The following is a 25640-nucleotide window of genomic DNA, read 5'->3' as shown; positions in this document are numbered from 1 at the left end:
AGCTCGCCTTCACAGGGGGAGGAACGCGTCGACGGCCGGCCGGTACACCGACACCGACCCGGTGTGCACCTCGTAGAACCAGCCGTGCAGCCGCACCTCGCCGGCGTCCAGCCGCTCCCGCACACACGGATGGCCGCCCAGCCGGTCCAGCTGCCGGCACACATGGCGCTGCACGGCCTTGGTGACGGCCGGCCCGTCGTCGCCCGGGAGTTCGTCGGAGAGTTGGCGGGTGAGCCAGTCGCGGACGGCGGGCGCCCCGGTCAGGTCCTCGCCGCGGGCCCGGGCGCCGACCGCGCCGCAGTGCGAGTGGCCGCAGACGATGATGTCGGCGACCCGCAGGACCCGCATCGCGTACTCGATGGTGGCGGCCTCCGCGCCGGCCGCCATGCCTTCCTGGTGGACGGGCACGGCGTTGCCCGCCGTGCGGAGTTCGAAGAGTTCTCCGGGGCGTGCGCCCGTGATCAGGGACGGGACGACCCGGGAGTCGGAGCAGGTGATGAACAGGGCGAGGGGGGACTGGCCGGCCGCCAGCCGGCCGAAGGACTCCTGGTCCTCGGGCTGCGCGGCGATACGGGCGGTCAGGCCCCGGGCGTGCTGAATGAAGGTCTCCACGAGGAGGTCTCCTGCTGAAGAGTGATGCCACCGTGGGGATGGCGAGGATGTGCGGCACGGGGGGCGGGCGCGGCGCGGGGCCGTCGCCCGCCACGGGCCCGCTCAGCAGCGGAAGACGCAGTGGAGTACGGGGAGTTGGGCCGGTCTGTCGGCGGGCGACGCACCGCGGCCGGCCGGAATCCGCCCCGGCCTCCCGTCGCCGGCGGTGCCGCCGAGGGACGGCGGCAGCGCGCGCCGGGTGGCCGGGAGTCCTTCCGCGGCCGGCGTCGTCCGCCGGGGGCGGCCGCGCTCGGTCTCGCGCTTGGAGTGCTTCTCCTCCTCGGAGTTTGCGTTCGCGGCGGCCGGGGAACCGGTGGAACCGGCCGCAGGGGAAGCCGGGCGGCCGCAACCGGCCGCGGACGCCGGGGCCGCCGCGCCGAGCAGGAACGTCAGGACGACGGCGAGGGCGATCAGTGGCAGACGGCACAGGGCCGGTATCCGGGGGCGCCGCCCCGGTGTCCCGGTGTCCTTCCGCATCGTCGTCCTCCGCTTCGTCCCGTGTCGCCGGGGGCCGTTCGGTCGTTCGTCAGGGGTGGGGGCCGCGGCGGGCCGTGAGCGCGGCCGGCCGTCGTCGGGCACGGGCCTGGTCGTCGGGGCGCGGCTCCGGTCGCGTGCGCCGAGCGCCGAACGCGTCGTCCCAGAACCGCCCTCTCATGGTGCGGCAGCCAGGTTTCCAGCAGGAAAACGAGAAATGACGCCATGTTGCGTGCTTTCTCAGGATTCTCGAGGAGCGCCGGCACCCCGTGCGGCGAGCAGCGCCACAGGCACCACCACCGCCGCGAGCGCCCCGCGGCCCAGCGCCGGCACCGGGAATCCGCTCGCGGCCACCACCGGACCGGAGGCCGTCCCGCCGGTCGCACCGGCCAGCGCGATGCCGACGTCCGCCGGCCCCTGGGGCGTGGCCCGGCGAGCCGGCGGCAGCGGCCCGCGGCGCCCAGCGCCGAACCGGCGGTGAACAGCGCACCGGGCACGTCGACCGTGATCCCGGCCGCCGGGCCCGCCGCGCTGAGCACCTGCGAGAGCACCAGCACGGCCGGCGGCCGCCGCGGTGCGGCACCACTCATGCGGACAGCGGCTCCAGCGCCGCGATCTCCGCCAGGGACAGCCCCATCCGCCGGTGCAGGAAGCGGACGACGGTCCAGTGCGGCAGCGCGCCCTCGTCGAACGGCCCGAACTCCCGGCAGTACAGCGGGATCCAGCGCAGTGCCTCCTCCAGGACCTGCTCGCGGCCCGGCTCCCGCTGGTACGCCTCGTAGCCGATGCTGCGGTGTTCGACGAAGTACCGGCCCGGGAGCCGTTCCTCGCACAGCGCGCGGTACTCGCGGGTCTGCAGGATGAGGTAGTGCCAGATCTCGTCGATGTCCTGCTCGACGGGCAGGAACAGCCCACCGAGCAGGTCGGGATACCGGGAGACGAGATAGAGGTGGCGCAGGCACTCGGTGACCTGGCGGGCCACGAACTCCGGTGGTGCGTCGGTCCGTTGCCGGAAATGTGCGACGACTTCGGCGTGCAGCGGTGCCCCGAGGAGGTCCCGGAGGTCCTCGGCGGTCACCACCCGCCCCGTGGCTGTGGGCGCGGTCCGGTGCCTCATGCCTCTCCTCTCGCGAGCCAGGAGTACTTCCCGGACCTGCCGATGGGGATGTGCGGTCGGTGGTCGAGCCGGCAGCGCCGGTCGACGAGTTCGGAGATGCTGCGTTCCAGCGCGGTGGTCTCGGCCGGGCCCAGGGGCGCGCCGTGGAAGGTGGTGTAGGCCAGGCGGGCCTCGGTGCCGCCCACCAGCCGCAGTTGATGGACGAAGACGTGCGGGGTGGCCTCGCCGATGCACCGGTCGAGGTCGCCCTGGGCGACCGGGCCGTGCCGGGTCTCCAGCAACTCCTTCTGGCGGCCGCAGAACTGGGCGATCCGTTCCGGGTCGGGGGAACCGTCCGTGGTGCGCACGCAGTCGCCCGAGCGGTAGCGGACCAGTGGCATGTAGGGATTGCGCACACTGGTGACGACGAGGTGGTACAGCGGGCTGTCCGGGGCGACGGGGTGGAGTTCGACGCTCGTCCTGTCCAGGTGCGGCCGGTAGTTGCCGCGGCGGTCGCTGGAGTAGAGGTAGCCGAGTTCGGTGCTGCCGAAGAGGTCGATGATCGGGCAGGCGAAGTGCTGGTGCAGGAAGCGCCGCACGTTCACCGGCGTGTACTCGTAGGCGTGGACGATGCTGGCGGGCGGCGGGAAGTCGTCCCACAGGCCCCAGCCGCCGATCTTCCGGACCAGATGGGCCAGGTGGTATCCGGAGCAGTCGAGGTGGTACCAGCCCTGAGGGTGGGCCTCCTGGGCGAGGCGGATCTCGTCCAGCATGCGCACGACGTCGTCGCGGCTCCACAGTGCCGGGTCGAGCCGCAGGTTCACATAGCAGGTGCGGTCGTCGAGCCGGCGCTCGTCGAGGGCGGGCACGGGGTCGGGCGGGGCGCCGCGCCGGGCCGCGTTGACCCGCGCGACGTGCTCCGTCGCCAGGACGGTGGTCAGTGTGACGCGGCGGCAACCGGCGTCCCAGGTGGCGGCGAGGTCCGGGTGCTCGCTCCACAGCTCGTAGTAGGAGTGCAGCAGGAAGTACGGGGGGCGGATGAGCTGCATCCGGGCGTGGTTGGTGCCGGTGGAGAGCACGAACTCGGCCTCGCCGGACTCCAGCGCGGCGGCCAGGTGGGGAGTCATCCAGTTGTCGGGGAAGCCGCGGGCGATCTCCGGCTTCTCCAGCACCGGGAAGTGGCCCTTCGCCAGGGCGGCGCGGTAGAGCGGGATGTCGCGGATCTGCTCGATGACCTCGGCGGTCGGCTGGCCTTCCAATGGGATACCTCGGGTCGGGGTGCGCGGACGGGAACCGCGCGGACGTCGGGTGCGGGCGCCCGTCGGCGGACCGGCGGCGGGGGAGTGGCCGCCGCCGGCCCGCCGGGGGCGGCCGGGTGTCAGGAGATGCAGCCGTCCTTGGGGGTCGCGCTGATGCAGCCGGCCTTGGGCGCGGCGCTGATGCAGCCGTTCTTCGCCGTCCGCGGGTCCGGCCCGGCGGAGTTGGCGGCCACCCAGCTCTGCCAGACGTCGTCCTGGGCCATCTTCTTGATGAGCTGCTCCATGGGGACCTCCAAAGGTGTGGGAAGGGGGACGGCACTCGGTGTCGCGGTGCTGACCTGCGCCGGTGTCGACGCACCGAAAAAAGTAAAAGGATCGCCAAGTGAATGTCAATGAAAGGCAATATGGGGATGTCGGGAACGCGGCTCGGCGCGCCAACTTTGGCGGAATCCCGCCACGTCGACAGGGCGCGGAACTTTCTGACGAACCGTCAAGTGCCTGATCGGGGTCCGCCGCCCGGCGGGCGCGGACCGGACGCTATCGGGTGACCTGCCTGGCGGGTCCACCGCCCGGCCGCCGCGCACGAGTAACGATCACGACCGTCCACCGCCCCCAGCCACCCCAGGGAGCCCGCCGTGCGCATCCTGCTCCTCGCCGACGCCTTCAACAGCCTGACGCAGCGCGCCTACGCCGAACTCGCCGACCGCGGACACCGCCTCGGCGTCGAACTGGTCACCCGCGGGACGCCACTGGCCGCCCTGGTGCCCCGGCACGCCCCCGACCTGATCGTCGCGCCGATGCTCACCACCGCCGTCCCGCGCGAGGTCTGGTCGACCCGGCCCTGCCTGATCGTCCACCCCGGCCCGCTCGGCGACCGCGGCCCGTCCTCGGTCGACTGGGCCGTCCACCTGGGCGCGGAGCGCTGGGGCGTCACCGTCCTCCAGGCCGACGAGGAGATGGACGCCGGCGACATCTGGGCGACGGCCGAGTGCCCCGTCCCGGCCGTCGGCAAGAGCGACCTGTACCGCAACGAGATCGCCGACGCGGCCATCGAGGCACTGCTGACCGCCGTCGACCGCTTCGCCGCCGGCAGCCACCGCCCGGAACCGCAGCACGTACTGCCCGCAGCCCGGCTCCTCGGCCGCCCCCGGCCACCGCTCCGCCAGGACGACCGCCGCATCGACTGGGCGACGGACCCCACCGAGACCGTCCTGCGCACCCTGAGGGCCGCCGACTCCCGCCCCGGTGTACGGGACGAACTCCTCGGCGGGACCTGGTTCCTGCACGGCGGCCACCCCGAGGACACCCTCACCGGCCGCCCCGGCGAACTGCTCGCCACCCGCCACGGCGCGCTCTGCCGGGCCACCGCCGACGGCGCCGTCTGGATCCCCGAACTCCGCCCGGCCCGCACCCCCGGCGGGCCCGCCACCGTCAGACTGCCCGCCACCCTCGCCCTGGGCGACCGGCTCCCGCCGCTGCCCGAGATCCCCGCCCCCCTGGAAGCCGCCGACGGCGCCCCGCGCACCTGGACCGACATCCGCTACCACGAGGACGGACCGGCCGGATTCCTCCGCTTCTCGTTCCCCGGCGGGGCGATGAGCACCGACCACTGCCGCCGGCTGCTGGCCGCCTACCGCCACGCCTGCACCCGGCCCACCTCCGTGCTGGTGCTCGGCGGACAGCGGGACTTCTTCTCCAACGGCATCCACCTCAACGTCATCGAGGCCGCCGCCGACCCCGCGGCCGAGTCCTTGGCCAACATCAACGCCATCGACGACCTGGTGCACGCCGTGCTGACCACCACCGACCGACTGGTGGTCGCCGCCCTCGGCGGCAACGCGGCGGCCGGCGGCGCGATGCTGGCGCTCGCCGCCGACGAGGTCTGGTGCCGGCACGCCGCCGTCCTCAACCCGCACTACCGGCTGATGGGGCTCTACGGCTCGGAATACTGGACGTACTCCCTGCCCCGCCGGGTCGGTCCGCAGACCGCCGCCCGGCTGATGGACCGCGCCCTGCCGCTCACCGCGGCGCACGGGCAGCGGCTCGGCCTGGTCGACCGGATCATCGACTGCACCGCACAGGACTTCGGCGACCGCACCCGGACCCTCGCCCGCCGGCTCGCCGCCTCACCCGGCGTCCCCTCGCGGATCGCCGCCAAGAAGGACCGCCGGGAGGGCGACGAGGCACGGCGCCCGCTCGCCGCCTACCGGGCGGACGAACTGGCCCGAATGCAGCGCACGTTCGCCGACCCGGGCGCCCCCTACCACGCCCTGCGCCGTGCCTTCGTCCGCAAGGAGCGCCTGCCCGGCACCCCGGAGCATCTCAACACCGCTGCCCCGGCGGCCGGTTGCGCACCCCGCAGGCACGGCTGAACGGGCCGGGGCCGCGGGTGCGCCGGCCGCCGGCCCGCCCCCCCGTCCGTCCCGGCCTACCCCGCCGGGCTCACGGGATGGGCAGGTACTTGTACCCGATGCCGAAGACGGTGGTGATCAGCTTCCGCCGGCCCGGGCCCAGCCGCCGGCGCAGCCGGGCGATGTGCACATCGACGGTGCGGTCGCTGGAGCGGCAGTCGGGCCAGACCGCGGCCATCAGCTGCTGCCGGGTGAACGCCCGCCGCGGATGCAGCACGAGATGGGCCAGCAGGTCGAACTCCAGCCGGGGGATGTCGATCTGCCGGCCGTCGATGGCGACGGTGCGGGCCGCGGTGTCGATCTGGATCGGGTCCGGCGCGCGCGGCGGCGCACCGACGGTCGCGGGCGCTTCCGCGCACGACGGGGCGAGGATGATGTGCAGCTTGTCCGAGGTCAGTCGGTGAACCGATACCGGTTCCAAATCGTGCAGCGTGAGTTGCCACTTGCCGTCGGGGAGCCGGTCGACCGCCAAGGGTGGTCCTCCGGGGGCGGTCTTTGCCGGCCCGCCGAAATCGGCATCCGGACGCAACGCAAGGGGGGTCGTCGACGCGTTCATAAACATGATCTGGGCCCATTCCTCTTGCAAAGCAGGCGTGTTCGGACAGACATGGCGGTGCTCGACGCGCGGCGTGCGTACCGCTGTGCCGCGATCGCTGCGCAGCCCGGTGGCAGGCCGGGCCGGGGCCGGTGCACCGACACTCGTGATGCGGGTGCCCCTGATGAGCCGATCGCCCTCCCTCCCTGTTAGGGAGTGCGGTCGCGCCCGTGCCCGTACTCGGTCGTGACGTGAACAACCGTCACGTCACCGGTCCGAACGAACGCTACATGTGATCGCGCGCTTCCGGATAGTAGCTTCCGCTAATTACGGTTGCTCTTGAGCCGATTTCATGTTTGCCGGGCTTCGCGCCGGCCGCGCCCCGTTGCACCGAGTCGCCGGAGCCCGGGAATCAGTTCAATGGGCATCGATTTCCTTATGTATTCCTTATGGGGTCTTCCGCTTCTCGCGCCGGGCGCGGTGCCGCCGGACCGCGTCGCGGTTGGCACAGGTGGGGGAGCAGTACCGCTGCCGGCCCGCACGGCTGAAGTCCGCGAAGGCGCGGGGGCATTCGGCCAGCGCGCAGCGTCCCAGCCGGTGCATCCCCAGCCCGGTCAGATGCAGTGCGGTGCCGACACCGGCCACCGCCCGCAGCACCCCGGCGAGGTGCTGGCCGTCCTCGCGGTAGTGGATGTGCCAGCCGCCGTCGGCGTGGTCGGTGAGCCGTGGATGGGCGGCGGCCTCCGCGAGCAGGGAGTTGAGCAGTTCCGCCCGGCGGGCGTCGGTGGGGGCGTCGACGACCTCGGCGAAGCGGTCCAGGTAGGCCAGCACCTCGGTCAGGTCGTCGTCGGTCACCGGGTGGTCCAGGACCATGCCGGCCGCCACGGACCGCTCGGCCAGCTCCTTCGCGCTGGTGGGCGGGGAGTTGGTGAGGTCGACCACATAACGGACCGGGTCCGCCCCGTAAGGGTTCAGCTGCATAAGGGAATTACATCAGGGTGGGGCCATGGACGCACACCTGGCCGGCCGGCCACCCCGTACCTTTCCCTTTCCCGGCAACTCCCCGACGGGGCAGGGGAGATGGCTGCCGCTGGCGGCCGCCTGCCTGGGCACCTTCCTGCTGCTCGTCTACGCGACGATCGTGACGGTGGCGCTGCCCCGTATGGCCGGCGCACTGCACGCCGACTTCGGGGCGCTGCAGTGGATCACCGACGTCTACACCCTGGCCCTGGCCGGCCTGCTCCTGGGCATGGGCTCCCTCGGCGACGCCCTGGGCCGCAAGCGCCTCTACGTCCTGGGCCTCGCCGCCTTCACGGCCGCCACCCTCGCCTGCGCGCTGGCCGGAAACGTCCGCCTGCTGATCGCGGCCCGCGCGGTGCAGGGCATCGCGGGCGCGGCGATGTTCGCCACCCTCGTCCCGCTGATCGGCCTGGCCTACACCGGCCGCGACCGGGCCCGTGCCTTCGCCGTCTGGGGCGCGGTGGCCGGCGCGGCCGCCGGTGTCGGCAACGTCGCCGGCGGCATGCTCACCCAACTGCTGTCCTGGCCATGGATCTTCTACGGCGCGTTGCCGGTCTGCGCCGTGGCGCTGTGGCTGGCCACCAGGATGCCGGCCGACCGCGCCCGGAGCACGGCCCGGATCGACTGGCCGGGAATCGCCACCTTCAGCCTCGCCGCGACCGGCATCACCTTCGGCTTCATCCGCGGCGGCGAGGCCGGCTGGGGCGATGGCCCGACCCTGTTGGGCCTCGGAAGCGGTGTGGCGCTGCTGCTCGCCTTCGCCGTCGTGGAGCGCGCCGCCCGCCGCCCGATGGTGCCGCTCGGGCTGTTCCGCACCCCCGCCTTCAACGGACTCCTGCTCGCCTCCGGGGCCTACTACCTCGGCGCGTTCGCGTTCCTGCCGGTGCTCTCCCTGTGGCTCCAAAACGGCGCCGGGCTCGACTCGTTCGGCACCGCCCTCGTCATCACCGTCCAGCCGCTGGCCTTCTTCGCCACCTCCGCGCTGGCCGGCGGCGCGCTGCACCGGATGCCCGCCCGGTGGAGCGTCGGCGGCGGCACCCTCCTGGTGGCCCTCGGTGATCTGCTGTTCCTCCTGGTCCGAACCGGGGCGTCCTGGCAGGAGTTGGTACCGGGCCTGATCGTCACCGGCGTCGGTGCGGGCCTGGTCTCACCGGTCCTGCCGGCACTGGCCATGGCCTTCGCGGAACCGGCCCACAGCGGCGTCGCCGGCGCCGCGGCGAACAGTGCTCGCCAGCTCGGACTGGCGCTGGGCGTCGCCCTGTTGGGCACCGTCTTCCACGGCTCCGTTCCGGGCACCGGAGCGGGCGCCGCGCCGGCGGCGTACGCGGCCGGATTGACCGCGGTGTTCCTCGTCGCGGGCGCGGTCGCCGCCCTCGGCGGACTGGTGGCATGGCTGGTGTGCGGGAAGGAGTGAATATGCCACCCAAAACCTCCGGTGCACTGGTTTCTTTTTCAATCTCCGTCCGGCGAAAAGGTGCGGAACCAGATATTCCAGACGACTGTTTTCGAAAGGTGGAGGAAATGAGTAGGGTGTGGCCCGCTGCCGACCGACCAGCGGCGGCGGTCCGGTCGAATTCGGCACGGACGAAATGCGTGGGCGCCGCAAGGCACCCGCGTGCACCGGGAGGGGAACATGCCGGCCGGCTCTTTCGAGGGGCAGTACGTATGGAGTCCAGCAGCCGACGACCGGGCGCTGGCGCAAGCATGTGTGGATGTCCGGGCCGGGCGCTACTTCAGCGCCCATGAGGTGCTCCGGGAGACCCGCCGGGATTTCGAGCTGCGGGCCCATCGGTCACTGGTACTGGCCTCCGAGGCGGCCGGCTCCGACCTCGCCGAACGCTGGCTCGACGAGGAGCCGGGCCCGGAGGCCGCCCTGATCTGGGCGCGGGTGGCGATGCTCCGGGCGCTGCGGATGGCCGACGCCGGCGACCGGCGGGCCGGCGCCCTGGAACGCATCGCGCGCACCGCGTGCGAACGCGCCGCGAAGCTCGCGCCCGAGGACCCCACCCCCTGGGTCGCCCAGCTCGCCCTCGCCCGGCTCGACCGGCCCCGGGACCCCTCCCCGCAGGGCCTGTTGACCTCGCCCACCGGTCCCTGGTATCTCCTCGCGCACATCCTCCGGCTCGACCCCTGGCACCGCGAGGCGCACCACCGCTTCCTGTCCTTCTTCTTCGCCCGGTACGGCGGCTCGTCCAGCGCGAGCTGGGACGTCGCCGCCTTCCTGAGCCAGCGCGCGCCGGCCGCCTCGCCGCTCCGGCTGCTGCCCCTGGTGGCGCTCCTGGAGGACTACAACCCCGAGGCGCCGCTGGCCGCCCGGGCCTGGGAGCAGCCGCAGTGGATCAGTGCGGCCACGGGCGTCCACCGCAACTGGTTCCCCACCGTGGCCGCATACCGCTTCACCCCGGTCGTCGACCTGGCCTATCTCGGCCACGCGCTCTTCATGGCGAAACTCGAATTCGAGGCCCGCGAGGTCCTCACCGCCATGGGGCCCTATGCCTCCCGTATGCCCTGGAGCGCGTTCGGCGATCCCGAGGAGCAATTGACAAAGGCCCGGAGAGCGTGCGGACTTCCCGTCCCGAACACCTTGTGACGCACCGGCCGCATATTCCCGCCGAACCCGTTGACCCCCACCAGCAGAAAGGTTTCGGTAGTGTCCGACCGTACGTCCTCCCCGCCGCGTACCAAAAACCGATCGAAATCCTCGCAGGGCCTGGACCCCGCCGCCCTCGACGACGATGCCACGCTGCACGCCATGGGTTATCCGCGGAAACTCACCCGTAGATTCCGCGCCTTTGACAACTTCGCCATTTCCTTCACCATCATCAACATCATCTCCGGCATCTTCTCCTCCTTCGGCTTCGGCCTGAACGCCGGCGGACCCCGCATCCTGGTATTCGGCTGGATCGGGGTCTCCCTCATGGTGCTGTTCGTCGGGGCCGCCATGGGCGAGATCGCCTCCGCCTACCCCACCAGCGGCGCGCTCTACTTCTCCGCGGGCAAGCTCGCCAAGCGCCACCACGGCGCCTGGTCCTGGTACACCGGCTGGCTCAACTTCGTCGGACAGGTCGGTGGCACCGCGGCCACCAACTTCGCCGCCGCCACCTTCATCCAGGCGTTCATCGCCATGCAATGGCCCGCCTATCAGCCCACCGCCCCGCAGACCGTCGGCATCACCGCGGCGATTTTGCTGGTGCAAGCCCTCGCGAACACCTACACCGTCCGACTTGTCGCGCTGGTCAACCGGATTTCCGTGTGGTGGCTGCTGGTCGGCATGGTGGTCATCGTCGCCACCCTCACCCTGATTCCGACGCACCATCAAGCGCCGTCCTTCGCCACCCACTTCGTCAACAACACCGGCTTCACCAACGCCGTTTACGGCGGAATGCTCGGTCTGCTCGTCACCAGCTGGACCTTCACCGGTTTCGACGGCAGTTTCCACATGTCCGAGGAAACGGTGAAGGCGACGGTCAATGCCCCGCGCGGCATCATGCGGGCCATCGGATACTCCGCGATCACCGGGCTGATCCTCATGCTCGCCCTGGTGTACGCCATCCGCGACTACGCCGGCGCCGCGAAGGACGACGCCCCGCCGGTGCGGATTCTGACCGACGCGCTCGGCGTGCACACCGCGAAGTTCCTGCTGCTGATCGTCATCGGCGCGATGCTCTTCTGCGGGCTCGCCAACATGACCAGCAACACCCGGCAGATCTTCGCCTTCTCCCGCGACGGCGCGATGCCCGGCTCCCGTTGGTGGCACTCGGTCTCCGACCGCACCCGCACCCCCGTCAAGGCCGTCTGGTTCGCCGCCGTCTGCTCGCTGGTCCTCGTCGTCCCCGGCTGGTGGTCGCACACCGCCTTCACCGCCGTCGTCAGCATCAACGTCGTGGGCCTCTTCCTCTCCTACGGCGTGCCCATCTTCCTCCGCCTGCGACTTGCCGACTTCCAGGCCGGCCCCTGGAACCTCGGCCGCTACGGCAAGCCCGTCGCCGCGATCGCCGTGCTGTGGATCGCCGTCAGCAACGTCCTGTTCATGCTGCCGCAGCAGTCCCCGGTCACCCCGGCGACCTTCAACTACGCGCCGATCGCACTGGCGGTGGTCCTGGTGATCGCGACCGTCTGGTGGTTCGCCACCGCCCGCCGCCGCTTCCAGGGGCCGGTCAGCTACGGCAGCCCCGACGAGGTCGCCGCGATGGACCTGATCTGACCACACCCCCCACCAGAAAGGACGCACCCCCGATGCGACCGACCACCCGTACCGCTCCCGCCGCCGGCGAACTCGCCGTATCCGCCGGCCCGTTGGACCTCTGGCACGAGGTCGTCGACTGGACCGCAGACGAGGGCTGGAACCCCGGCGAGGGCGACATCACCCGCTTCCACCCCACCGACCCCGGCGGCTTCTTCCTCGGCCGCCGCGGCGACCGCACCGTCTCCTCCCTCTCCCTCGTCAACTACTCCGACGCCTACGCCTTCCTGGGCTACTACCTCGTCGCCCCCGACCTCCGCGGCCAGGGCCTCGGCCTCGCCACCTGGCGCGCCGCGCTCCCGTACGCCGGGGCCCGGACCGTCGGCCTGGACGGGGTCCCCGCCCAGCAGGACACCTATCGGCGCGCCGGCTTCACGCCCGCCCACGACACCCTCCGCTACAGCGGCCACCCCGCCCCCGGCGCCGCGCTCTCCCCGGACACCCGGCCGGTCGCCGCCGACCACCTGGACGCGATCGCCGCCTACGACCGCCGCTGCTTCCCCGCCGACCGGCGGGAGTTCGTCACCCGCTGGCTGACCGCACCCGGCCACACCTCCCGGGTCCACCTCCGGGACGGCGAGGTCGTCGGATACGGCGTGCTCCGCCCGGCCCGGTCCGGTCACCGCATCGGCCCGCTCTTCGCCGACTCCCGCGAGACCGCCGAGGCCCTCTTCGACGCCCTCACCGCCCACCTCGACCCCGACGACGAGGTCACCCTCGACATCCCCGAACCCAACACCCCCGCCCACACGTTGGCCACCACCCGCGGCCTGACCCCCCGTTCCCACACCGTCCGCATGTACACCGGCTCGGTCCCGGCGGCGGACGCCGCCCACACCTTCGGTGTCACCAGCCTCGAACTGGGCTGACGACCGGGACCGCCCCGCACGCCGCCGGCGTACCTGCGGCGACGTGCGCGGCCGGTCACGAGCCGGTCGGCACCCCGGCGTTGGCGAGGATCTCGTGGGCCGGCAGCGCGACGCTCTGCGCGGCGGTCAGCCCGGACGCCGCCAGATGCGCCGTCGCTATCCGCAGCCCGGTCGCGTACCCGGCGAAGTCCGGGAGCCCCACGGGCTCGGCCCCCATGAGCCGCGCGGTGGCGTCACCGTAGACGTACGGGGGGAGGTTCTGCATACCGGCGACATCGACGGCGCCGGTGACCTTCTCGTACGCGGCGTCCAGCGCGGAGCCGGTCAGGCCCCGGGTCCACGGGCCCATGGCCTGCTCGTCGTAGAGCTCCCGCACGAACGCCTCGGCGAGTCCCTCGGCGACGACCTGTTCGCCGACGGTGACGGCTGCCGGGTTCCAGACCACGTTCGCATAGCGCACGTTGTGGTGGAGCTCGTGCGCGGCGGCATGGCCGATGTGCCGCAGGCTCGTCTCGGTGGGCCAGATGTACAGCTGGATGGCGCCCGGGAACCCGCCGAAGCCGAGATAGCCCTGACTGCGGCCGGTCAGGTGCTCGTTGTCGGGATCGCCGAGCACCACCTGGACGTGCACGGTCCCGGCGTGCCGGACGCCGGGCACCGCGCCGTCGATCCGTTCCCACGCGGCCGTGAGCGCCTCCTCGACGCGGTTCCACACGTCCGCTTCCCGCATCGTGCGCAGGGCGGCCGGATACCGCGGGTCGTCGCGGTCGGTCCGGAAGCCACCGCCCGTCCGGTGCATCGCGACGAGGTCCACCGGGCCCATCACGCTCTGGACCGGCTCGAACATCTCTCGCAGGGCGTCCGCCCGCTGCTCCTGGGGCCGTTCCAGGAGCTCCAGCATGGTGGACGCGGTGTCATGAACAACGATCTTCATGTCCGGGACCGTAGGGCCTCCGGTAACAGGAGGGTCAAGCGAGTCGGCCGGGCCGCCCGCCGGCCCGCAGGGGGCACCGACGTAGATTGCTGTGGTTCAAGTGGACCCAGGGGAAGGGAAATTGCTCGTGGACGTCTACGAAGCGGTGACGAGTCGGAGGGCGGTGCGCGGCTTCAACGGTGCGCCGGTGCCCAGACGGGTGCTGGAGCGGGTGCTGGGCGCCGCGGCCCGCTCGCCGTCCGGCGCCAACCTCCAGCCCTGGTACAGCTATGTGCTGACCGGGGAGCCGCTGACCTTGCTCAAGAAGCGCACCGCGGCGCGGGTGGCCGCCGGGGACGCCGGTGACGAGCGGGAGTACCAGATGTACCCCGACGAGCTGGAACCCCCATACCAGGAGCGCCGGTCGGCCGCCGCCGAGCGGCGCTACGGAGCCCTGGGCATACCGCGGGAGGACGGCGAGGCGCGGCGGCGAGCCGTCGCCGCGAACTGGCAGTGCTTCGGCGCCCCCGCCGCCCTCTTCTGCTACATCGACCGCACCATGGGGCCGTCCCAGTGGGCCGACCTCGGGATGTACCTGCAGACCGTCATGCTGCTGCTCCGCGCCGAAGGGCTGCACAGCTGCCCGCAGATCGCCTGGTCGGTCTACCACGGGACGGTCGCGGAGATCGTCTCCCCGCCGGAGGGCATGATCCTCTTCTGCGGGCTGTCGATCGGCTTCGAGGACACCGCCGTCGCCTGGGCCCGGACCGACCGGGCTCCGCTCGCCGAGACGGTCACGTTCCTCGGCGACTGAACTTCCGGCCGCGGGCAGGCGGGGACGCCGCTCGCACTCCGCCGCCCGCGGCCCCCGCCCGGCTCACGCGACCGGCGCCGGGTGCTCAGTGCGCGAACACCGTGCTGGCCAGGACCACATGGACGGTGGTGCCGCCGAGGATGCTGAGCAGGGCGTTGCGGCGCCACAGGTGCAGGCCGACGGTGACGGCCAGCGCCGCCAGCGGGGCAAGGGCGCGCGGCTCGGTCAGCGGCAGGTCGCGCAGGCAGTAGACGAGCAGGATGACCATGACGCCGGCGGGCATGCCGCGGCTGAGGTACTGGACGGTCCGGCTCGCGCGCAGGGGGGCGAGGGCGGCGAAGGGAAGGGCGCGCAGCCCCCAGGTGACGGTGGCGGAGAGCGCGACCGCCGCGACGAGGTACGGGATGTCAGGCATCGGCGCGCCTCCGCTCGGCAACGAAGCGGCGGGTCAGGAGACCCGCGGTGAACAGGCCGAACGCGGCCGGGAGCAGCTGGTCGGGGAAGACCAGCCGGGCGGCCAGCGCGCTGAGCAGCGCCAGGGCCGGGGTGGGCAGGTCGCCCCGCCGGTCCCGGATGGCGTCGAGGGCCAGGACGGTGAACAGGGCGGTCAGTGCGAAGTCCAGGCCCTGCACGCTCTGGGGGATCAGCGAGCCGAGCAGGGCCCCGGCGGTGGCGCTGCCGGCCCAGTACAGGTGCATGAACACCTGCAGCCACAGAATGCGGCCGCTGGGCCAGGAGCGGGCCTGCTCGCCGGTGGTCAGGGCGAACGCCTCGTCGGTGAGGGCGAAGGTGCTGTACGTCCTGGCGGCGCGGCCCCTGACGCGGTGCAGGGGGAAGGACAGCGCGTAGAAGACGTGCCGGATGTTGACGAGGAGGGCGGTCAGCGCGACCGTCGCCAGCGGGGCGACCGCGCCGACCAGGCCGACCAGCACGAACTCGAACGAGCCGGCGTAGATGAGGGTGGCGAACAAGGTCGCCCACCACCAGGCGAGGCCGGAGTGGGTGACCAGTACACCGAAGGCGATGCCCAGCGGGACGAGCCCCAGGCCCACCGAGGCGGAGTCCTTGAAGGCGGCCCGGGACTGGGGCGGCGTCCGGGACGACGGGGCGGGAGGCGCGGGCCCGACGGGAGCGTCGGCGGTGACCGAGGGTATCGCCATGCCGCAATTTTAGGACGAAATGGATCTTATTTGGTTGCTGATTGTGCCTCTATGATCGCCCCATGGGCAATGAAATCGACCTTGATTCCCTTGATCGAGAAATTTTGTTTCACCTGCGCCAGGACGGGCGGCTGACCAACGTCGAACTGGCCAGACGCGTCGGACTGACGCCGCCGCCGTGTCTGCGCCGGGTCAAGCGCCTGGAGGAGAGCGGTGTCATCGCCGGCTATCGCGCCGTCATCGACCCCGCCGCGGTCGGCCGCGGCCTGGAGGTGCTGGTCGACGTCGAGGTGTACGCCACTGACCGCGAGACCGTCGAGGAGTTCGAGAACACGGTGGCCGCCTACGAGGAGGTCGTCGAACTGCGGCGGTTCTTCGGGCGGCCGGACTATTTCCTGCGGGTGACGGTCGCCGACCACGCCGCCTACGAGGCGTTCCTGACCCGCAAACTGACCGGTCTGCGCGGGGTGCTGCGGGTGGAGTCCCATCTGACCATGAAGAAGATCAAGACCGAGCTGTGAGCCCGCCCGGTCCGCCGGTTGGCCGCTTTGCCTCTCACGGGCGGCCGCCCCGACCGCACTACGCTCCGGTCGGTGACCACGCAACCGACGAACGACGCGGCGATCCGGCAGTGGAACGACATTCCCCGCGCGGCCCTGGAGGCGATGGAGCCCGACGGCGACTTCGCCAAACGCCATCTGGTCAACCCGGTGCTGCTGCGGATGCTCGGCGACGTGAACGGGCGCCGCATCCTGGACGCGGGGTGCGGGCACGGCTACTTCAGCCGTCTGCTCGCCGCCCGCGGCGCGCAGGTCACCGGCGTCGAGCCCACCGACACGATGTTCGGCTACGCACAGGAGAAGGAACGCGCCCGCGCCCAGGGCATCGTGTACGTCCAGGCCGATCTGACCCGGCTGCCGGACCTCGGCGGTCCGTTCGACGCCGTGGTGTGCAGCATGGTGCTGCCGGCCGTCCCGGACTGGAAACCGGCCATGCGCGCCTGCGTCGAGGCGCTGCGCCCCGGCGGACTGTTCCTCTTCTCCGTCAACCACCCGGCGTTTGAACAGCTGCTGTCGACGTGGCGCGAGCACGGCGACTACCGCCTGCGCCGCTATCTGGAGGAGTACCGGCTCGCCCGGACCCACGCCCCCGACTTCCACCGTCCGCTCTCGGCCTATCTCAACGAACTCGCCGCCCTCGGCTGCCGGTTGCGCGAGATCGCCGAGCCGGGACTCGACCCCCGTGCGGCCCGCGAGGAAGAGGCCACCACCCCCGGCATCACGAGCTACGTCCACCTGCCCAACTTCCTGATCGCGGCCGCCGAAGGCCCGTGACGCCGGGTACGAGAAGGCCACGGGGCGCGGGCGCAGCGCACTCCCGTGGCACGAGCGGCTTGAGGTCCGTGCAGGTCCGCGATCAGCTGAAGCGACCCGGTCCCCGACCGGGTCGCCGTGGTGGGCCCGAAGGGCTCAGTGGAGGCAGAGGCAGAACGGATGGCCGGCCGGGTCCGCGTAGACCCGCCAGTTGGCCTCCGGGCGGAGCTGGTCCGTCCGCTCCAGCACGGTCGCGCCGAGGGCGAGCGCCCGCTTCTCCTCCCCGTCGAGGTCGTCCACGTCGAAATCCAGGTGGAGCTGCTGCGGATACCGGTGGCCGGGCCATTCGGGCGGCCGGTAGCCGTCCACCCGCTGGCAGGCCAGGGGCGTTCCCTCGAACCCGTGCACCTCGACCCAGTCGGGCTCCTCCGGCTTAGCGACCACCCGGCCGCCGAGCAGGCCCGCGTAGAACTCCGCCAGCCGTACCGGATCGGCGCAGTCCAGCGCGACCGCCTGCAGCCTTCGAATCACTTCCGACTCCCCTCGTTCCTCGGCCACTTCCGGGACTCCCTCGTACGGGACTGGTCCTTCCCACCGCCGCGGCGGACATGCGCGGCGGTGCGTTGCGTGGATCGGCCGCCGAGCTGTCGCGGGCTCGCCTCCATCGCGGACTCGCGTCCGTGGAGGGCCGCCGGTACGCGTCCAAGAACCAGTGGCGTAGGGCGGTGGCGCCGGCGCATTCACTCGTGTGAGTGCTGCGCCGGAATTCGAACACGTGATGCAATTTCTGGTGTGACGAACTACGCCTTTCCCAGTGACCTCGTCCGGGCCCAGTCCGCCTGGTACGCCGCCTATCAAGAGCTCGCAGCCGAGGAGAGCCCGGCGCGGACTGCCGTGCTGCGCCGCCGACTTCAGCGGCTCTCCGTGCAGATCGCCACGCATCCGTACTGGGCCGACATCCCCGGCCATGCCCCGGCCGCCCGGATGGCGCTCAAGGAGCTGGCCTGGCAGGAGCTCCGGCCATGACCGGGCGGTCCGGTCGGGGTCAGCGGCCGAGGCGGCTGCGGAGCATGGTGGACATCGCGTCGAGTTCGGGGAGTTTGAACAGCTTGGCGAGGACGAGGAAGAGGGCGAGGAGGACGGCCGTGCCGGCGGCCAGGGCGGTCAGGGAGCCCAGGGCATCGCTGCCCATGGCGTGGAGCAGGGCGGTGGCGGTGACTCCGGCGGCGAGCGCGGCCGGTGCGGAGACGGCGCACAGGCGCGCGTATGTGCGCAGGACGCGCGCACCGTCCAGGTCGCCGCCCAGTCGGCTGCGCAGCCGGCGCCAGGCGACGACGATTCCGACGGCGAAGCCCAGGCCGTAGGAGGCGGCCATGCCGGCCACGGCCCAGTGTGCGGGGAGGAGGACGTAACACAGCGCGGAGGCGGCGGCGTTGACGGCGGCGACGACGAGGGTGTTGAAGAAGGGGGTGCGGGTGTCCTCGTAGGCGTAGAAGCCGCGCAGGACGACGTACTGCGCGGAGTAGGGGACCAGGCCCAGGCCGAAGGCCATCAGGACATGACCGATGCCCTGGGCGCCCTCGCTGCCCGAGCCGGCGTAGAGCAGGGTGGCCATCGGCGTGCCCAGCGCCAGGAAGGCGAAGGCGCAGGGGACGACGGCGACGGCCGAGGTGCGCAGGCCGTAGGAGATGTCGTGGCGGACGGCGGCGGCGTCGCCGTCCAGGGCGGCGCGGGAGATCCGTGGCAGCACGGCGGTCATGACCGAGACGGTGATGATGGCCTGCGGCATCTGCCAGATCTGGTAGGCGTAGTTGTAGGCGGTGATGCCGGAGCCGGGGTGGCCGGCGCGCTCGGCGAGGGCGCCCGCCTTGGTGGCGAGCTCGGTGACGACGATCAGGCCGAGCTGGTTGGCTAGCACGAACAGCAGCGTCCACTTGGCCAGACCGACGGCCCTGCCCAGGCCGTGGCCGCGGAAGTCGAAGCGGGGGCGGAGCCGGACGCCGGCCTCGCGCAGGTACGGCAGCATGGCCAGTGCCTGGACGGCCAGGCCGAGCAGGGTGCCCAGGCCGATCAGCCGGACGCCCTCGGGGGTGATGGTCGCCGCGCTGACGCCGGAGTCGGTGAAGCTGCCGAAGGCCCAGATGAAGGCGCCGAAGGCGGCGATGATGACGACGTTGTTGAGGACCGGGGTCCACATCATCGCGCCGAAGCGGCCGCGGGCGTTGAGGATCTGCCCGAGCACGACATGGAGTCCCATGAAGAACATGGTGGGCAGGCAGTAGCGGGCGAACGCCACGGTGAGGGCCATGCGTTGGGGGTCGGCGGCGATGTCCGGGGACATCATGCGCACCAGCAGCGGAGCGGCCAGGACGCCGAGCGTGGTGACGCCGGCGAGGACGATGACGACGAGCGTGAGCAGGCGGTTGGCGTACGCCTCGCCGCCGTCCTCGTCGTTCTTCATGGCGCGGACGAGCTGCGGGACGAACACCGCGTTCAGCGCCCCGCCGCTCACCAGCACGTAGATCATCGTCGGCAGGGTGTTGGCGACCTGGTAGGAGTCGTTGAGCGTACTGACGCCGATCGCGGCCGCCATGACGAGCGTGCGCAGGAATCCCGTGATCCGGGAGACGATCGTGCCCGCCGCCATCAGGGCGCTGGACCTGCCCAGGCGGCCGGTGCCGCCCTTCGGTTCGGGTTCGGGTGCCGGGGCGGGCGCGGTGGCCTGCGCGGTGGCCGGGCGCAGCGGCAGGGTGTCGTCCGGCAGAAGGCTGCGCGGCCCTCCCGGTCCGTGGGCCTCTTCGCTCGGCGCGGCCATGCCTGTTCCTCCTCGTCAGGGCGGGCCCCACGGCCCGTCGTTGGACTGCACACCCTCGCATCCCGCGCGGGCCGGCCGTTCGCGGACCGTCGCGGGCAGGGGCGTTTCCGTCATCTTCGGCCATGTTCGGCCGGAAGTCCGCCTGGCGAAACGGGGCCCGGAAGTCCGCTATGATCATGGACGAACTCCGGTCCTGCGGACGGGAGTCGCGCGTCCGTGGTCCAAGGAAAGACGTCCACCAACCGGTGGGAGATGCAGGTGCAAGGCCGGCCGGGCGCTCAGGAGAAGCAGCCGAGGTCCCTTTCCCGCGTGGGGAAGGGACCTCGTCGTATGTGCGGACGGCCGTGGGCGGCTGCGGGCGTCCGCCGCGGGGCTCAGGGGCCGGTGGCCCCGTCCACGCCCTCGCGCAGGAAGTCGGCATGGCCGTTGTGCCGGGCGTACTCGTGGATCATGTGCAGCATGATCAGGCGGAGCGAGACGTCCTTGCCCCACCGGGGCTGGTGGGCGGTGATGTCCAGGGACTCGGCGGCCTCCTCGATGCGCCGGGAGTGCGCCACCTCCGTCTGCCAGGTGGCGAGCGCCGAGGCGCCGGTGGACTCGCCGTCGTCGAACGCGGCCTGGTAGTCGCCCTCTTCGGACCAGACCAGCGGAATGTCCTCGCCGTTGACCACCCGGCGGAACCAGGTGCGCTCCACCTCGGCCAGGTGCCGCACCAGGCCGAGCAGGGAGAGCGTCGACGGCGGCATCGAGCGCCGCCGCAGCTGTTCGTCGGTCAGCCCCTCGACCTTCATCGCCAGGGTGGCCCGGTGGAAGTCCAGGTAGGCGCGGAGCATCTCGCGCTCACCGGCCTGCGAGGGCGGATCGATCCGTTCGATTGTCATGTACCGAGAGGGTAGTGGTGGGTCGCACCGCGCATGCCGCGGCCCGGGGGCCGCCGCCTCCGGGCCGGACGGACGGGGCGCGGCGTCACCGCCGCACCGCCACCACTAGGGCAGATACCGCTCGATGGCGGCCCGCCCCTTCTCATCGATCAGGCGCTGGGCCCAGGCCAGGCTGTGCGGCGTGGGCTCGCGCCCGGACGCCCTGACCAGGTCCTCCGCGTCGAAGGGCCGTTCGCTACCGGTGTACAGCTCCGCTGGCCGCTGCTGGGCCGGGGTCTCACTGCCATTGGTCGTCACAGGTCCTCCTCTTTCCTCGCCCGCCGAGTGCCGGGACCTCGTTGGTGGTTTCCATCATGGGACCGGCTTCGCCGACCCGCACGGCGTACACCGGCCCGCCTGCTCAGCCCACCGGCCGCGGAGCCCCCGGATAGTCCGCCGGGAACGCCTGCTCCGTCCAGATCGTCTTGCCGGACGGCGTGTACCGCGTCCCCCAGCGTTGCACCAGCTGCGCGACGATGAACAGCCCCCGGCCGCCCTCGTCGTCGCTCGCGGCGTACCGCAGGTGCGGCGAGGTGTGGGCGGTGTCGGACACCTCCGTCACCAGCGCCAGATCCCGCAGCAGCCGCAGGTGCACCGGTCCGGACGCGTGCCGCACGGTGTTGGTGACCAGTTCGCTGACCATCAGCTCGGTCGCGTAGGACAGCTCCGCCAGGCCCCACCGCGCCAGCTGCCCGGTGGCCAGCTCCCGGGCGGTGGCGACCGCGGCCGGCTCCGCGGGCAGCTCCCAGGCGGCCACCTGCCGGGCGTCCAGCTCCCGGGTCCGCACCAGCAGCAGCGCCGCGTCGTCGGCCGTCGCCCCGCCCGGCAGCAGTTCCGCCAGCGCCCGGTCGCACAGCTCCTCCAGTGGCCGCGCGTCCGCCCGCAGCACCTCGCCCAGGATCGCCAGTCCGGCGTCGACGTCCCGCTCCCGGTCGCGCAGCAGCCCGTCGGTGAACAGTGCCAGCAGGCTGCCCACCGGCAGCTGGGTCTCCCAGGACTCGAACGGCAGGCCGCCCAGCCCCAGTGGCGGCCCGGCCGGCAGGTCCGGGAAGGACACCGCGCCGCCGGGCGTCACGATCGCCGGCGGCGGATGCCCGGCCCGGGCCATCGTGCAGTGCCGCGAGACCGGGTCGTAGACCGCGTAGAGGCAGGTCACCCCGGGTGTCACATCGCCCGGGCCGGGCTCCGCCGCGCCCCCGGCGGCGCGCTCCTCCGGGGCCTGCCCCACCAGGTCGTCGAGCCGGCCGAGCAGCTCGTCGGGCGCCAGGTCCATCCGGGCCAGCGCCCGTACGGTCGTGCGCAGCCGCCCCATGGTGGCGGCGGCCTGGAGACCGTGCCCGACCACGTCCCCCACCACCAGTCCGACCCGGGTGCCGGACAGCCCGATCACGTCGAACCAGTCGCCGCCGACCCCGGCCCGGTCGTCGCTGGGCAGATAGCGGTATGCCGCGTCCACCGCGGACTGCGGGGGCAGGTGCTGGGGCAGCAGATCGCGCTGGAGGGTGAGCGCCGCGGTGTGCTCCCGGGCGAACCGGCGGGCGTTGTCCATGGAGACCGCGGCCCGCACGACCAGTTCGTCGGCCAGGTCGACCTCGCCGCCGTCGAAGACCCGCGGGCTGTCGCCGCGGTCGAAGGTGACCAGCCCCATGAGCGGGCCACCGGCCCGCAGCGGCACCACGATCGTCCGCTCGGTGCGGATCAGCCCGCCCGACGACAGGCTCCGGTACGGCAGCATGCCCCGCCGGTAGGCGACCGGGTGGGGCGGGGTCGGCGGCCGGTCCGGCGGGTCGTCCCGGGAGCGGGCGGCGACCCGGACCAGTTCGGGCATCCCGGCCTCGTCCGGCTCCGGGTCGCCGCCCTCCAGCACCGAGCGCACCAGGTCGACGGTCACGGTGCTCGCGAAGTCCGGGACCGCGACCTCGGTCACCTCCCGTGCGGTGCCGACCACGTCCAGCGTGGTGCCGATCCGCCGGCCGGCCTCCACCAGGAGGTTCAGCCGGCGCTGCGCCTGGTAGCGGTCGGTGATGTCGAAGGAGTCCTCGCACACCCCCAGCACCCGCCCGTCCGGGTCCTGGAGCCGGTAGTAGGAGCAGGACCAGACGTGCTCGGTGCCCGGATCGGTGGGCTGCTCGCCGACGAAGTGCAGATCGACGAAGGGCTCGCCGGTCGCCAGCACATGGCGCATCACCGCCTCCAGCGCGTGCGGGTAGCCCTCGGTCACGAACTCGCCCGGATACAGTTCGTTCGCCCGCTTGCCGATCAACTGCCGCAGCGGCAGCCCGATCTCCCGCCCGTACGAGCTGTTGAACCACGTCAGTTGCAGGTCGTTGTCGTAGATGGCCAACCCCACCGGCGACTGCGTCGCCAGCCCGTGCAGCATCGCCTGGCGCGCCTCCCACCGCCGCAGGTCGTCGAGCCCGGTCGCCACCAGCACCCGGGCCGGGCCGGCCGCGGCGTTCTGGAGCGCGTCGGCCAGCGGGCACATGGTGATCGCCACCGGCAGCCGGTGGCCGTCGGCGTGCCGTGCGGTGCGGGCCTCGATGTGGGACATGTCCGGGGCCGACGGTTCGGTGGGGCCCGGGGCACGGTCGGCCGTGCCCGGCAGGAAGGTGGCGGCGGGCCGGCCGACGATCTCCTCCGGTGCGTAGCCCAGCAGCTTCCGGGCCGCCGCGCTCCACCCGATCACCAGCCCCCGGGCGTCCAGGACCGCCGTGGCCGCCCTGGTGACGTCGAGGGGACCACGGAAGTCGGCGCTCGTCGCCGCGTTCCATGCGTTCATGGCATCAACCCAGCCCGGTTCGGTACCTCCAGCATCGAGCCCGGTATCGAGCCGCACAACCGGCCCTGCACCGAGCGGGCGACCGGCGGGGCGGGCGTCCCTTGGTGCGGGGCCGGGCGGTCGCTGGCACAGTGGGAGGGGGCGCCGAGGACCCGGCCGCGATCCACGCCGACCCGCGCGGGCTGACCCACGTTCACCCGTCGAACGGCCCGAGCACCAGGAGGCAGATGTCGATGCCGTCGCCCCGCCCGACCGCTCCGGTACGCGGCGCGCCCTGCTGGGTGAGCCTGATGACCAGCGACCTGCAGTCCGCCCATCGCTTCTACGGAGCCGTGCTGGGCTGGCAGTTCCGCTCGGCCAGCCTCGGCGAGGAGTTCTCGGTCGCCCTGCACGACGGGGAGCCGGTCGCCGGGATCGGGGCGCTGGCGCCGAGCTTCCAGGTGCCGGTGGCCTGGACCGCGTACTTCGCGGTGCCGGACGCCGACGACGCCGCCGCCCGGATCCGGGAGCGCGGTGCCACGGTCGCGGTGGGGCCGCTCAAGCTCGGACCGGGGCGGGCCGCCCTCGCCGCGGACCGCGACGGAGCCACCTTCGGCTTCTGGGAGGGGCAGACGCTGGCCTGGTCGGTGGGCACCGGCCACGCCCCGGCGATCCTGGAACTGCGCACCAGGGACGCGTTCGCCGCGGCCATCTTCTACGCCGAGGTCTTCGACTGGGCGTCGGAGAAACCTGGCGGCTGCCAGGTGACGTACGAGCACGACCAGGTGATCGTGCACGACGGGACGCATGTGGTGGCGGCGCTGCGCGGCGGGGCGGTGGAGGCCGCCCCGGATCCGCGGGTGCGGCCGCAGTGGCATGTGCACTTCCGGGTGCCGGACGTCCCGGCGGTGACCGAGGCCGCGGTGGACGCCGGCGGCACCGTCACCCCGGTGACCGCGACCCGGGACGGGACCGGCAGCCGCGCGATGGTGCGCGATCCGGACGGCGGGCTGTTCACCGTGACCGGCCCGGGGCCACCGGACTGATGCCGGCGGCGAGGGAGCGGCAACTCCCGCCCCACCGGGCCGCGTTTCCCGCTGCTGACGACCCCACCGGAGGCTGATGTGACGGCTCTGCATTCTTGTGACGAGTGGGGCGTAAAGGTGATCTGCGGGCGCGGTTAAGAAATCCTCGATGGACCCGGAGCCCGCCATACGGAAGATTTCTGGCCGAGATCGGCGGGCCGCACCCGGCCCCCGTGACGTCACAGCACTCATTCACGTACGGGAGCCGATGCGGTGAAGGCACTGGTCAAGCAGAAGGCGGAACCGGGACTCTGGCTGACGGACGTGCCGGAGCCGGCGATCGGCCCGGGGGATGTGCTGATCAAGGTGCTGCGCACCGGCATCTGCGGCACCGATCTGCACATCCGCGCCTGGGACGGCTGGGCGCAGCAGTCGGTGCGCACCCCGCTGACCGTCGGCCACGAGTTCGTCGGGGAGGTCGTCGAGACCGGCCGGGACGTGACCGACATCAACACCGGCGACCTGGTCAGCGGCGAGGGCCACCTGGTCTGCGGCCACTGCCGCAACTGTCAGGCCGGCCGGCGCCACCTGTGCCGCGCCACGGTCGGCCTGGGCGTCGGCCGGGACGGCGCCTTCGCCGAGTACGTCGCGCTGCCCGCCGGCAACGTCTGGGTGCACCGGGTCCCGGTCGACCTCGACATCGCCGCGGTCTTCGACCCGTTCGGCAACGCCGTGCACACCGCGCTCTCCTTCCCGCTGGTCGGCGAGGACGTCCTGATCACCGGTGCCGGGCCGATCGGCATCATGGCGGCGGCGGTCGCCCGGCACGCCGGCGCCCGCCATGTGGTGATCACCGACGTCAGCGAGCAGCGCCTGGCGCTGGCCCGCAAGGTCGGCGTCAGCCTCGCCCTCAACGTCGCCCACGGCTCCATCGCGGACGGCCAGCGCGAACTGGGCCTGCGCGAGGGCTTCGACGTCGGCCTGGAGATGTCCGGCCGGCCCGAGGCGATGCGCGACATGATCGGCAACATGACGCACGGCGGCCGGATCGCCGTGCTGGGCCTGGCCGCCGAGGAGTTCCCGGTCGACTGGTCCCGGATCGTCACCTCCATGATCACGATCAAGGGCATCTACGGCCGGGAGATGTTCGAGACCTGGTACGCGATGTCGGTGCTGCTGGAGGGCGGCCTCGACCTCGCCCCCGTGATCACCGGCCGCTACCCGTACCAGGAGTTCGACGCCGCCTTCGCCGACGCGGCGAGCGGCCAGGGCGGCAAGGTCATCCTCGACTGGAGCGCCTAGCACCCGCCCCGGTTGCTCCCCTCCCTCCCTCCCTCCCGTCGCCCGACCTCCACCCCCAGATG

At 72.5% G+C, this 25640-nt stretch carries 26 protein-coding genes; 11 read left to right on the top strand and 15 right to left on the bottom strand.

What is annotated here, in order from left to right:
- Window positions 1-9 precede the first annotated feature (9 nt).
- From K2224_RS21290 to K2224_RS21270, 5 genes are all read right to left on the bottom strand, one after another.
- Complete coding sequence (locus K2224_RS21290; RefSeq protein WP_221908110.1) at window positions 10-612, bottom strand: carbonic anhydrase; 603 nt, start codon at window positions 610-612, stop codon at window positions 10-12.
- A 102-nt stretch (window positions 613-714) separates the two neighbouring features.
- Window positions 715-1128, bottom strand: coding sequence for a hypothetical protein (locus tag K2224_RS21285; RefSeq protein ID WP_221908109.1), 414 nt, complete (start codon window positions 1126-1128; stop codon window positions 715-717).
- Between the two features lie 583 nt (window positions 1129-1711).
- Window positions 1712-2242 carry a hypothetical protein gene (locus K2224_RS21280; protein ID WP_221908108.1) on the bottom strand — a complete coding sequence of 177 codons (531 nt, stop codon included), beginning with the start codon at window positions 2240-2242 and terminating at the stop codon, window positions 1712-1714.
- On the bottom strand, window positions 2239-3480 hold the full coding sequence (locus K2224_RS21275) for a hypothetical protein (protein ID WP_221908107.1): 1242 nt from the start codon (window positions 3478-3480) through the stop codon (window positions 2239-2241). The genes K2224_RS21280 and K2224_RS21275 overlap by 4 nt, the downstream gene beginning before the upstream one ends.
- A gap of 119 nt (window positions 3481-3599) precedes the next feature.
- Window positions 3600-3764 (bottom strand): hypothetical protein, encoded by a 165-nt coding sequence (locus K2224_RS21270; RefSeq protein WP_221908106.1) that lies wholly within the window; start codon window positions 3762-3764, stop codon window positions 3600-3602.
- 351 nt (window positions 3765-4115) lie between these two features.
- Here K2224_RS21270 and K2224_RS21265 point away from each other — a divergent pair, with 351 nt between their 5' ends.
- Window positions 4116-5852: a hydrogenase maturation protein gene (locus K2224_RS21265; RefSeq protein ID WP_221908105.1), complete on the top strand. Its 1737-nt coding sequence runs from the start codon at window positions 4116-4118 to the stop codon at window positions 5850-5852.
- A gap of 70 nt (window positions 5853-5922) precedes the next feature.
- Here the strand turns inward: K2224_RS21265 and K2224_RS21260 are convergent, their stop codons facing one another.
- Both K2224_RS21260 and K2224_RS21255 read right to left on the bottom strand, forming a co-directional pair.
- A complete protein-coding gene (locus tag K2224_RS21260; protein ID WP_221908104.1) occupies window positions 5923-6363 on the bottom strand; it encodes a winged helix-turn-helix domain-containing protein in 441 nt (146 codons plus the stop codon).
- Between the two features lie 510 nt (window positions 6364-6873).
- On the bottom strand, window positions 6874-7407 hold the full coding sequence (locus tag K2224_RS21255) for a CGNR zinc finger domain-containing protein (RefSeq protein ID WP_221908103.1): 534 nt from the start codon (window positions 7405-7407) through the stop codon (window positions 6874-6876).
- 25 nt (window positions 7408-7432) lie between these two features.
- Between K2224_RS21255 and K2224_RS21250 the strand changes: the two genes are divergently transcribed.
- The 4 genes from K2224_RS21250 (at window position 7433) to K2224_RS21235 (ending at window position 12558) form a co-directional block, all read left to right on the top strand.
- Window positions 7433-8860, top strand: a complete 1428-nt coding sequence (locus K2224_RS21250) for an MFS transporter (RefSeq protein WP_221908102.1) — start codon at window positions 7433-7435, stop codon at window positions 8858-8860.
- Between the two features lie 219 nt (window positions 8861-9079).
- Window positions 9080-10036, top strand: coding sequence for a hypothetical protein (locus K2224_RS21245; protein ID WP_221908101.1), 957 nt, complete (start codon window positions 9080-9082; stop codon window positions 10034-10036).
- A gap of 162 nt (window positions 10037-10198) precedes the next feature.
- Window positions 10199-11650 (top strand): amino acid permease, encoded by a 1452-nt coding sequence (locus tag K2224_RS21240; protein ID WP_221909857.1) that lies wholly within the window; start codon window positions 10199-10201, stop codon window positions 11648-11650.
- A 32-nt stretch (window positions 11651-11682) separates the two neighbouring features.
- Window positions 11683-12558, top strand: coding sequence for a GNAT family N-acetyltransferase (locus K2224_RS21235; RefSeq protein ID WP_221908100.1), 876 nt, complete (start codon window positions 11683-11685; stop codon window positions 12556-12558).
- Between the two features lie 55 nt (window positions 12559-12613).
- Here K2224_RS21235 and K2224_RS21230 read toward each other — a convergent pair whose 3' ends face one another.
- Window positions 12614-13492, bottom strand: coding sequence for a DUF2268 domain-containing protein (locus K2224_RS21230; RefSeq protein WP_221908099.1), 879 nt, complete (start codon window positions 13490-13492; stop codon window positions 12614-12616).
- A 127-nt stretch (window positions 13493-13619) separates the two neighbouring features.
- On the opposite strand from K2224_RS21230, the gene K2224_RS21225 reads away from it, so the two are divergent.
- Window positions 13620-14285 (top strand): nitroreductase, encoded by a 666-nt coding sequence (locus tag K2224_RS21225; RefSeq protein ID WP_221908098.1) that lies wholly within the window; start codon window positions 13620-13622, stop codon window positions 14283-14285.
- Between the two features lie 85 nt (window positions 14286-14370).
- Here the strand turns inward: K2224_RS21225 and K2224_RS21220 are convergent, their stop codons facing one another.
- Together K2224_RS21220 and K2224_RS21215 are read right to left on the bottom strand one after the other, a co-directional pair.
- On the bottom strand, window positions 14371-14700 hold the full coding sequence (locus K2224_RS21220; RefSeq protein ID WP_221908097.1) for a branched-chain amino acid transporter permease: 330 nt from the start codon (window positions 14698-14700) through the stop codon (window positions 14371-14373).
- Window positions 14693-15337 (bottom strand): AzlC family ABC transporter permease, encoded by a 645-nt coding sequence (locus tag K2224_RS21215; RefSeq protein WP_221909856.1) that lies wholly within the window; start codon window positions 15335-15337, stop codon window positions 14693-14695. Before K2224_RS21215 ends, K2224_RS21220 begins: the two co-directional genes overlap by 8 nt.
- A 170-nt stretch (window positions 15338-15507) precedes the next feature.
- Between K2224_RS21215 and K2224_RS21210 the strand changes: the two genes are divergently transcribed.
- Both K2224_RS21210 and K2224_RS21205 read left to right on the top strand, forming a co-directional pair.
- Window positions 15508-15966: an Lrp/AsnC family transcriptional regulator gene (locus tag K2224_RS21210; RefSeq protein WP_221908096.1), complete on the top strand. Its 459-nt coding sequence runs from the start codon at window positions 15508-15510 to the stop codon at window positions 15964-15966.
- Window positions 15967-16038: 72 nt separating this feature from the next.
- The gene (locus K2224_RS21205) at window positions 16039-16779 is read left to right on the top strand and encodes a bifunctional 2-polyprenyl-6-hydroxyphenol methylase/3-demethylubiquinol 3-O-methyltransferase UbiG (RefSeq protein WP_221908095.1); all 741 of its coding nucleotides are present in this window, start codon (window positions 16039-16041) and stop codon (window positions 16777-16779) included.
- 135 nt (window positions 16780-16914) lie between these two features.
- Here K2224_RS21205 and K2224_RS21200 read toward each other — a convergent pair whose 3' ends face one another.
- Entirely contained in the window at window positions 16915-17289 is a 375-nt protein-coding gene (locus K2224_RS21200) for a VOC family protein (RefSeq protein WP_221908094.1), read from the bottom strand.
- Window positions 17290-17550: 261 nt separating this feature from the next.
- Between K2224_RS21200 and K2224_RS21195 the strand changes: the two genes are divergently transcribed.
- Window positions 17551-17784 (top strand): hypothetical protein, encoded by a 234-nt coding sequence (locus tag K2224_RS21195; RefSeq protein ID WP_221908093.1) that lies wholly within the window; start codon window positions 17551-17553, stop codon window positions 17782-17784.
- Window positions 17785-17803: 19 nt separating this feature from the next.
- Here K2224_RS21195 and murJ read toward each other — a convergent pair whose 3' ends face one another.
- From murJ to K2224_RS21175, 4 genes are all read right to left on the bottom strand, one after another.
- Window positions 17804-19573 (bottom strand): murein biosynthesis integral membrane protein MurJ, encoded by a 1770-nt coding sequence (murJ, locus tag K2224_RS21190; protein ID WP_221908092.1) that lies wholly within the window; start codon window positions 19571-19573, stop codon window positions 17804-17806.
- 374 nt (window positions 19574-19947) lie between these two features.
- Window positions 19948-20454, bottom strand: coding sequence for a DinB family protein (locus K2224_RS21185; RefSeq protein ID WP_221908091.1), 507 nt, complete (start codon window positions 20452-20454; stop codon window positions 19948-19950).
- 105 nt (window positions 20455-20559) lie between these two features.
- The gene (locus K2224_RS21180) at window positions 20560-20751 is read right to left on the bottom strand and encodes a hypothetical protein (RefSeq protein ID WP_221908090.1); all 192 of its coding nucleotides are present in this window, start codon (window positions 20749-20751) and stop codon (window positions 20560-20562) included.
- Between the two features lie 103 nt (window positions 20752-20854).
- On the bottom strand, window positions 20855-23272 hold the full coding sequence (locus tag K2224_RS21175; RefSeq protein ID WP_221908089.1) for a SpoIIE family protein phosphatase: 2418 nt from the start codon (window positions 23270-23272) through the stop codon (window positions 20855-20857).
- 290 nt (window positions 23273-23562) lie between these two features.
- On the opposite strand from K2224_RS21175, the gene K2224_RS21170 reads away from it, so the two are divergent.
- Entirely contained in the window at window positions 23563-24297 is a 735-nt protein-coding gene (locus K2224_RS21170; protein WP_260692862.1) for a VOC family protein, read from the top strand.
- Window positions 24298-24549: 252 nt separating this feature from the next.
- Window positions 24550-25578 carry an L-threonine 3-dehydrogenase gene (tdh, locus tag K2224_RS21165; RefSeq protein WP_221908087.1) on the top strand — a complete coding sequence of 343 codons (1029 nt, stop codon included), beginning with the start codon at window positions 24550-24552 and terminating at the stop codon, window positions 25576-25578.
- Window positions 25579-25640: the final 62 nt, after the last annotated feature.

The organism is Streptomyces sp. BHT-5-2 (genome assembly GCF_019774615.1).
GTDB lineage: Bacteria > Actinomycetota > Actinomycetes > Streptomycetales > Streptomycetaceae > Streptomyces.
This window is presented reverse-complemented; position numbering and strand designations above follow the sequence as displayed.

Excerpts from the sequence above, each read along its gene's own strand:
- K2224_RS21235 (WP_221908100.1), top strand. The coding sequence starts at position 11,683 with ATGCGACCGACCACCCGTACCGCTCCCGCCGCCGGCGAACTCGCCGTA.
- K2224_RS21285 (WP_221908109.1), bottom strand. The coding sequence starts at position 1,128 with ATGCGGAAGGACACCGGGACACCGGGGCGGCGCCCCCGGATACCGGCC.
- K2224_RS21245 (WP_221908101.1), top strand. The coding sequence starts at position 9,080 with ATGCCGGCCGGCTCTTTCGAGGGGCAGTACGTATGGAGTCCAGCAGCC.
- K2224_RS21240 (WP_221909857.1), top strand. The coding sequence starts at position 10,199 with ATGGGTTATCCGCGGAAACTCACCCGTAGATTCCGCGCCTTTGACAAC.
- K2224_RS21170 (WP_260692862.1), top strand. The coding sequence starts at position 23,563 with ATGACCAGCGACCTGCAGTCCGCCCATCGCTTCTACGGAGCCGTGCTG.
- K2224_RS21220 (WP_221908097.1), bottom strand. The coding sequence starts at position 14,700 with ATGCCTGACATCCCGTACCTCGTCGCGGCGGTCGCGCTCTCCGCCACC.
- K2224_RS21250 (WP_221908102.1), top strand. The coding sequence starts at position 7,433 with ATGGACGCACACCTGGCCGGCCGGCCACCCCGTACCTTTCCCTTTCCC.
- K2224_RS21210 (WP_221908096.1), top strand. The coding sequence starts at position 15,508 with ATGGGCAATGAAATCGACCTTGATTCCCTTGATCGAGAAATTTTGTTT.
- K2224_RS21270 (WP_221908106.1), bottom strand. The coding sequence starts at position 3,764 with ATGGAGCAGCTCATCAAGAAGATGGCCCAGGACGACGTCTGGCAGAGC.
- K2224_RS21255 (WP_221908103.1), bottom strand. The coding sequence starts at position 7,407 with ATGCAGCTGAACCCTTACGGGGCGGACCCGGTCCGTTATGTGGTCGAC.
- K2224_RS21175 (WP_221908089.1), bottom strand. The coding sequence starts at position 23,272 with ATGAACGCATGGAACGCGGCGACGAGCGCCGACTTCCGTGGTCCCCTC.
- K2224_RS21185 (WP_221908091.1), bottom strand. The coding sequence starts at position 20,454 with ATGACAATCGAACGGATCGATCCGCCCTCGCAGGCCGGTGAGCGCGAG.
- K2224_RS21230 (WP_221908099.1), bottom strand. The coding sequence starts at position 13,492 with ATGAAGATCGTTGTTCATGACACCGCGTCCACCATGCTGGAGCTCCTG.
- K2224_RS21280 (WP_221908108.1), bottom strand. The coding sequence starts at position 2,242 with ATGAGGCACCGGACCGCGCCCACAGCCACGGGGCGGGTGGTGACCGCC.
- murJ (WP_221908092.1), bottom strand. The coding sequence starts at position 19,573 with ATGGCCGCGCCGAGCGAAGAGGCCCACGGACCGGGAGGGCCGCGCAGC.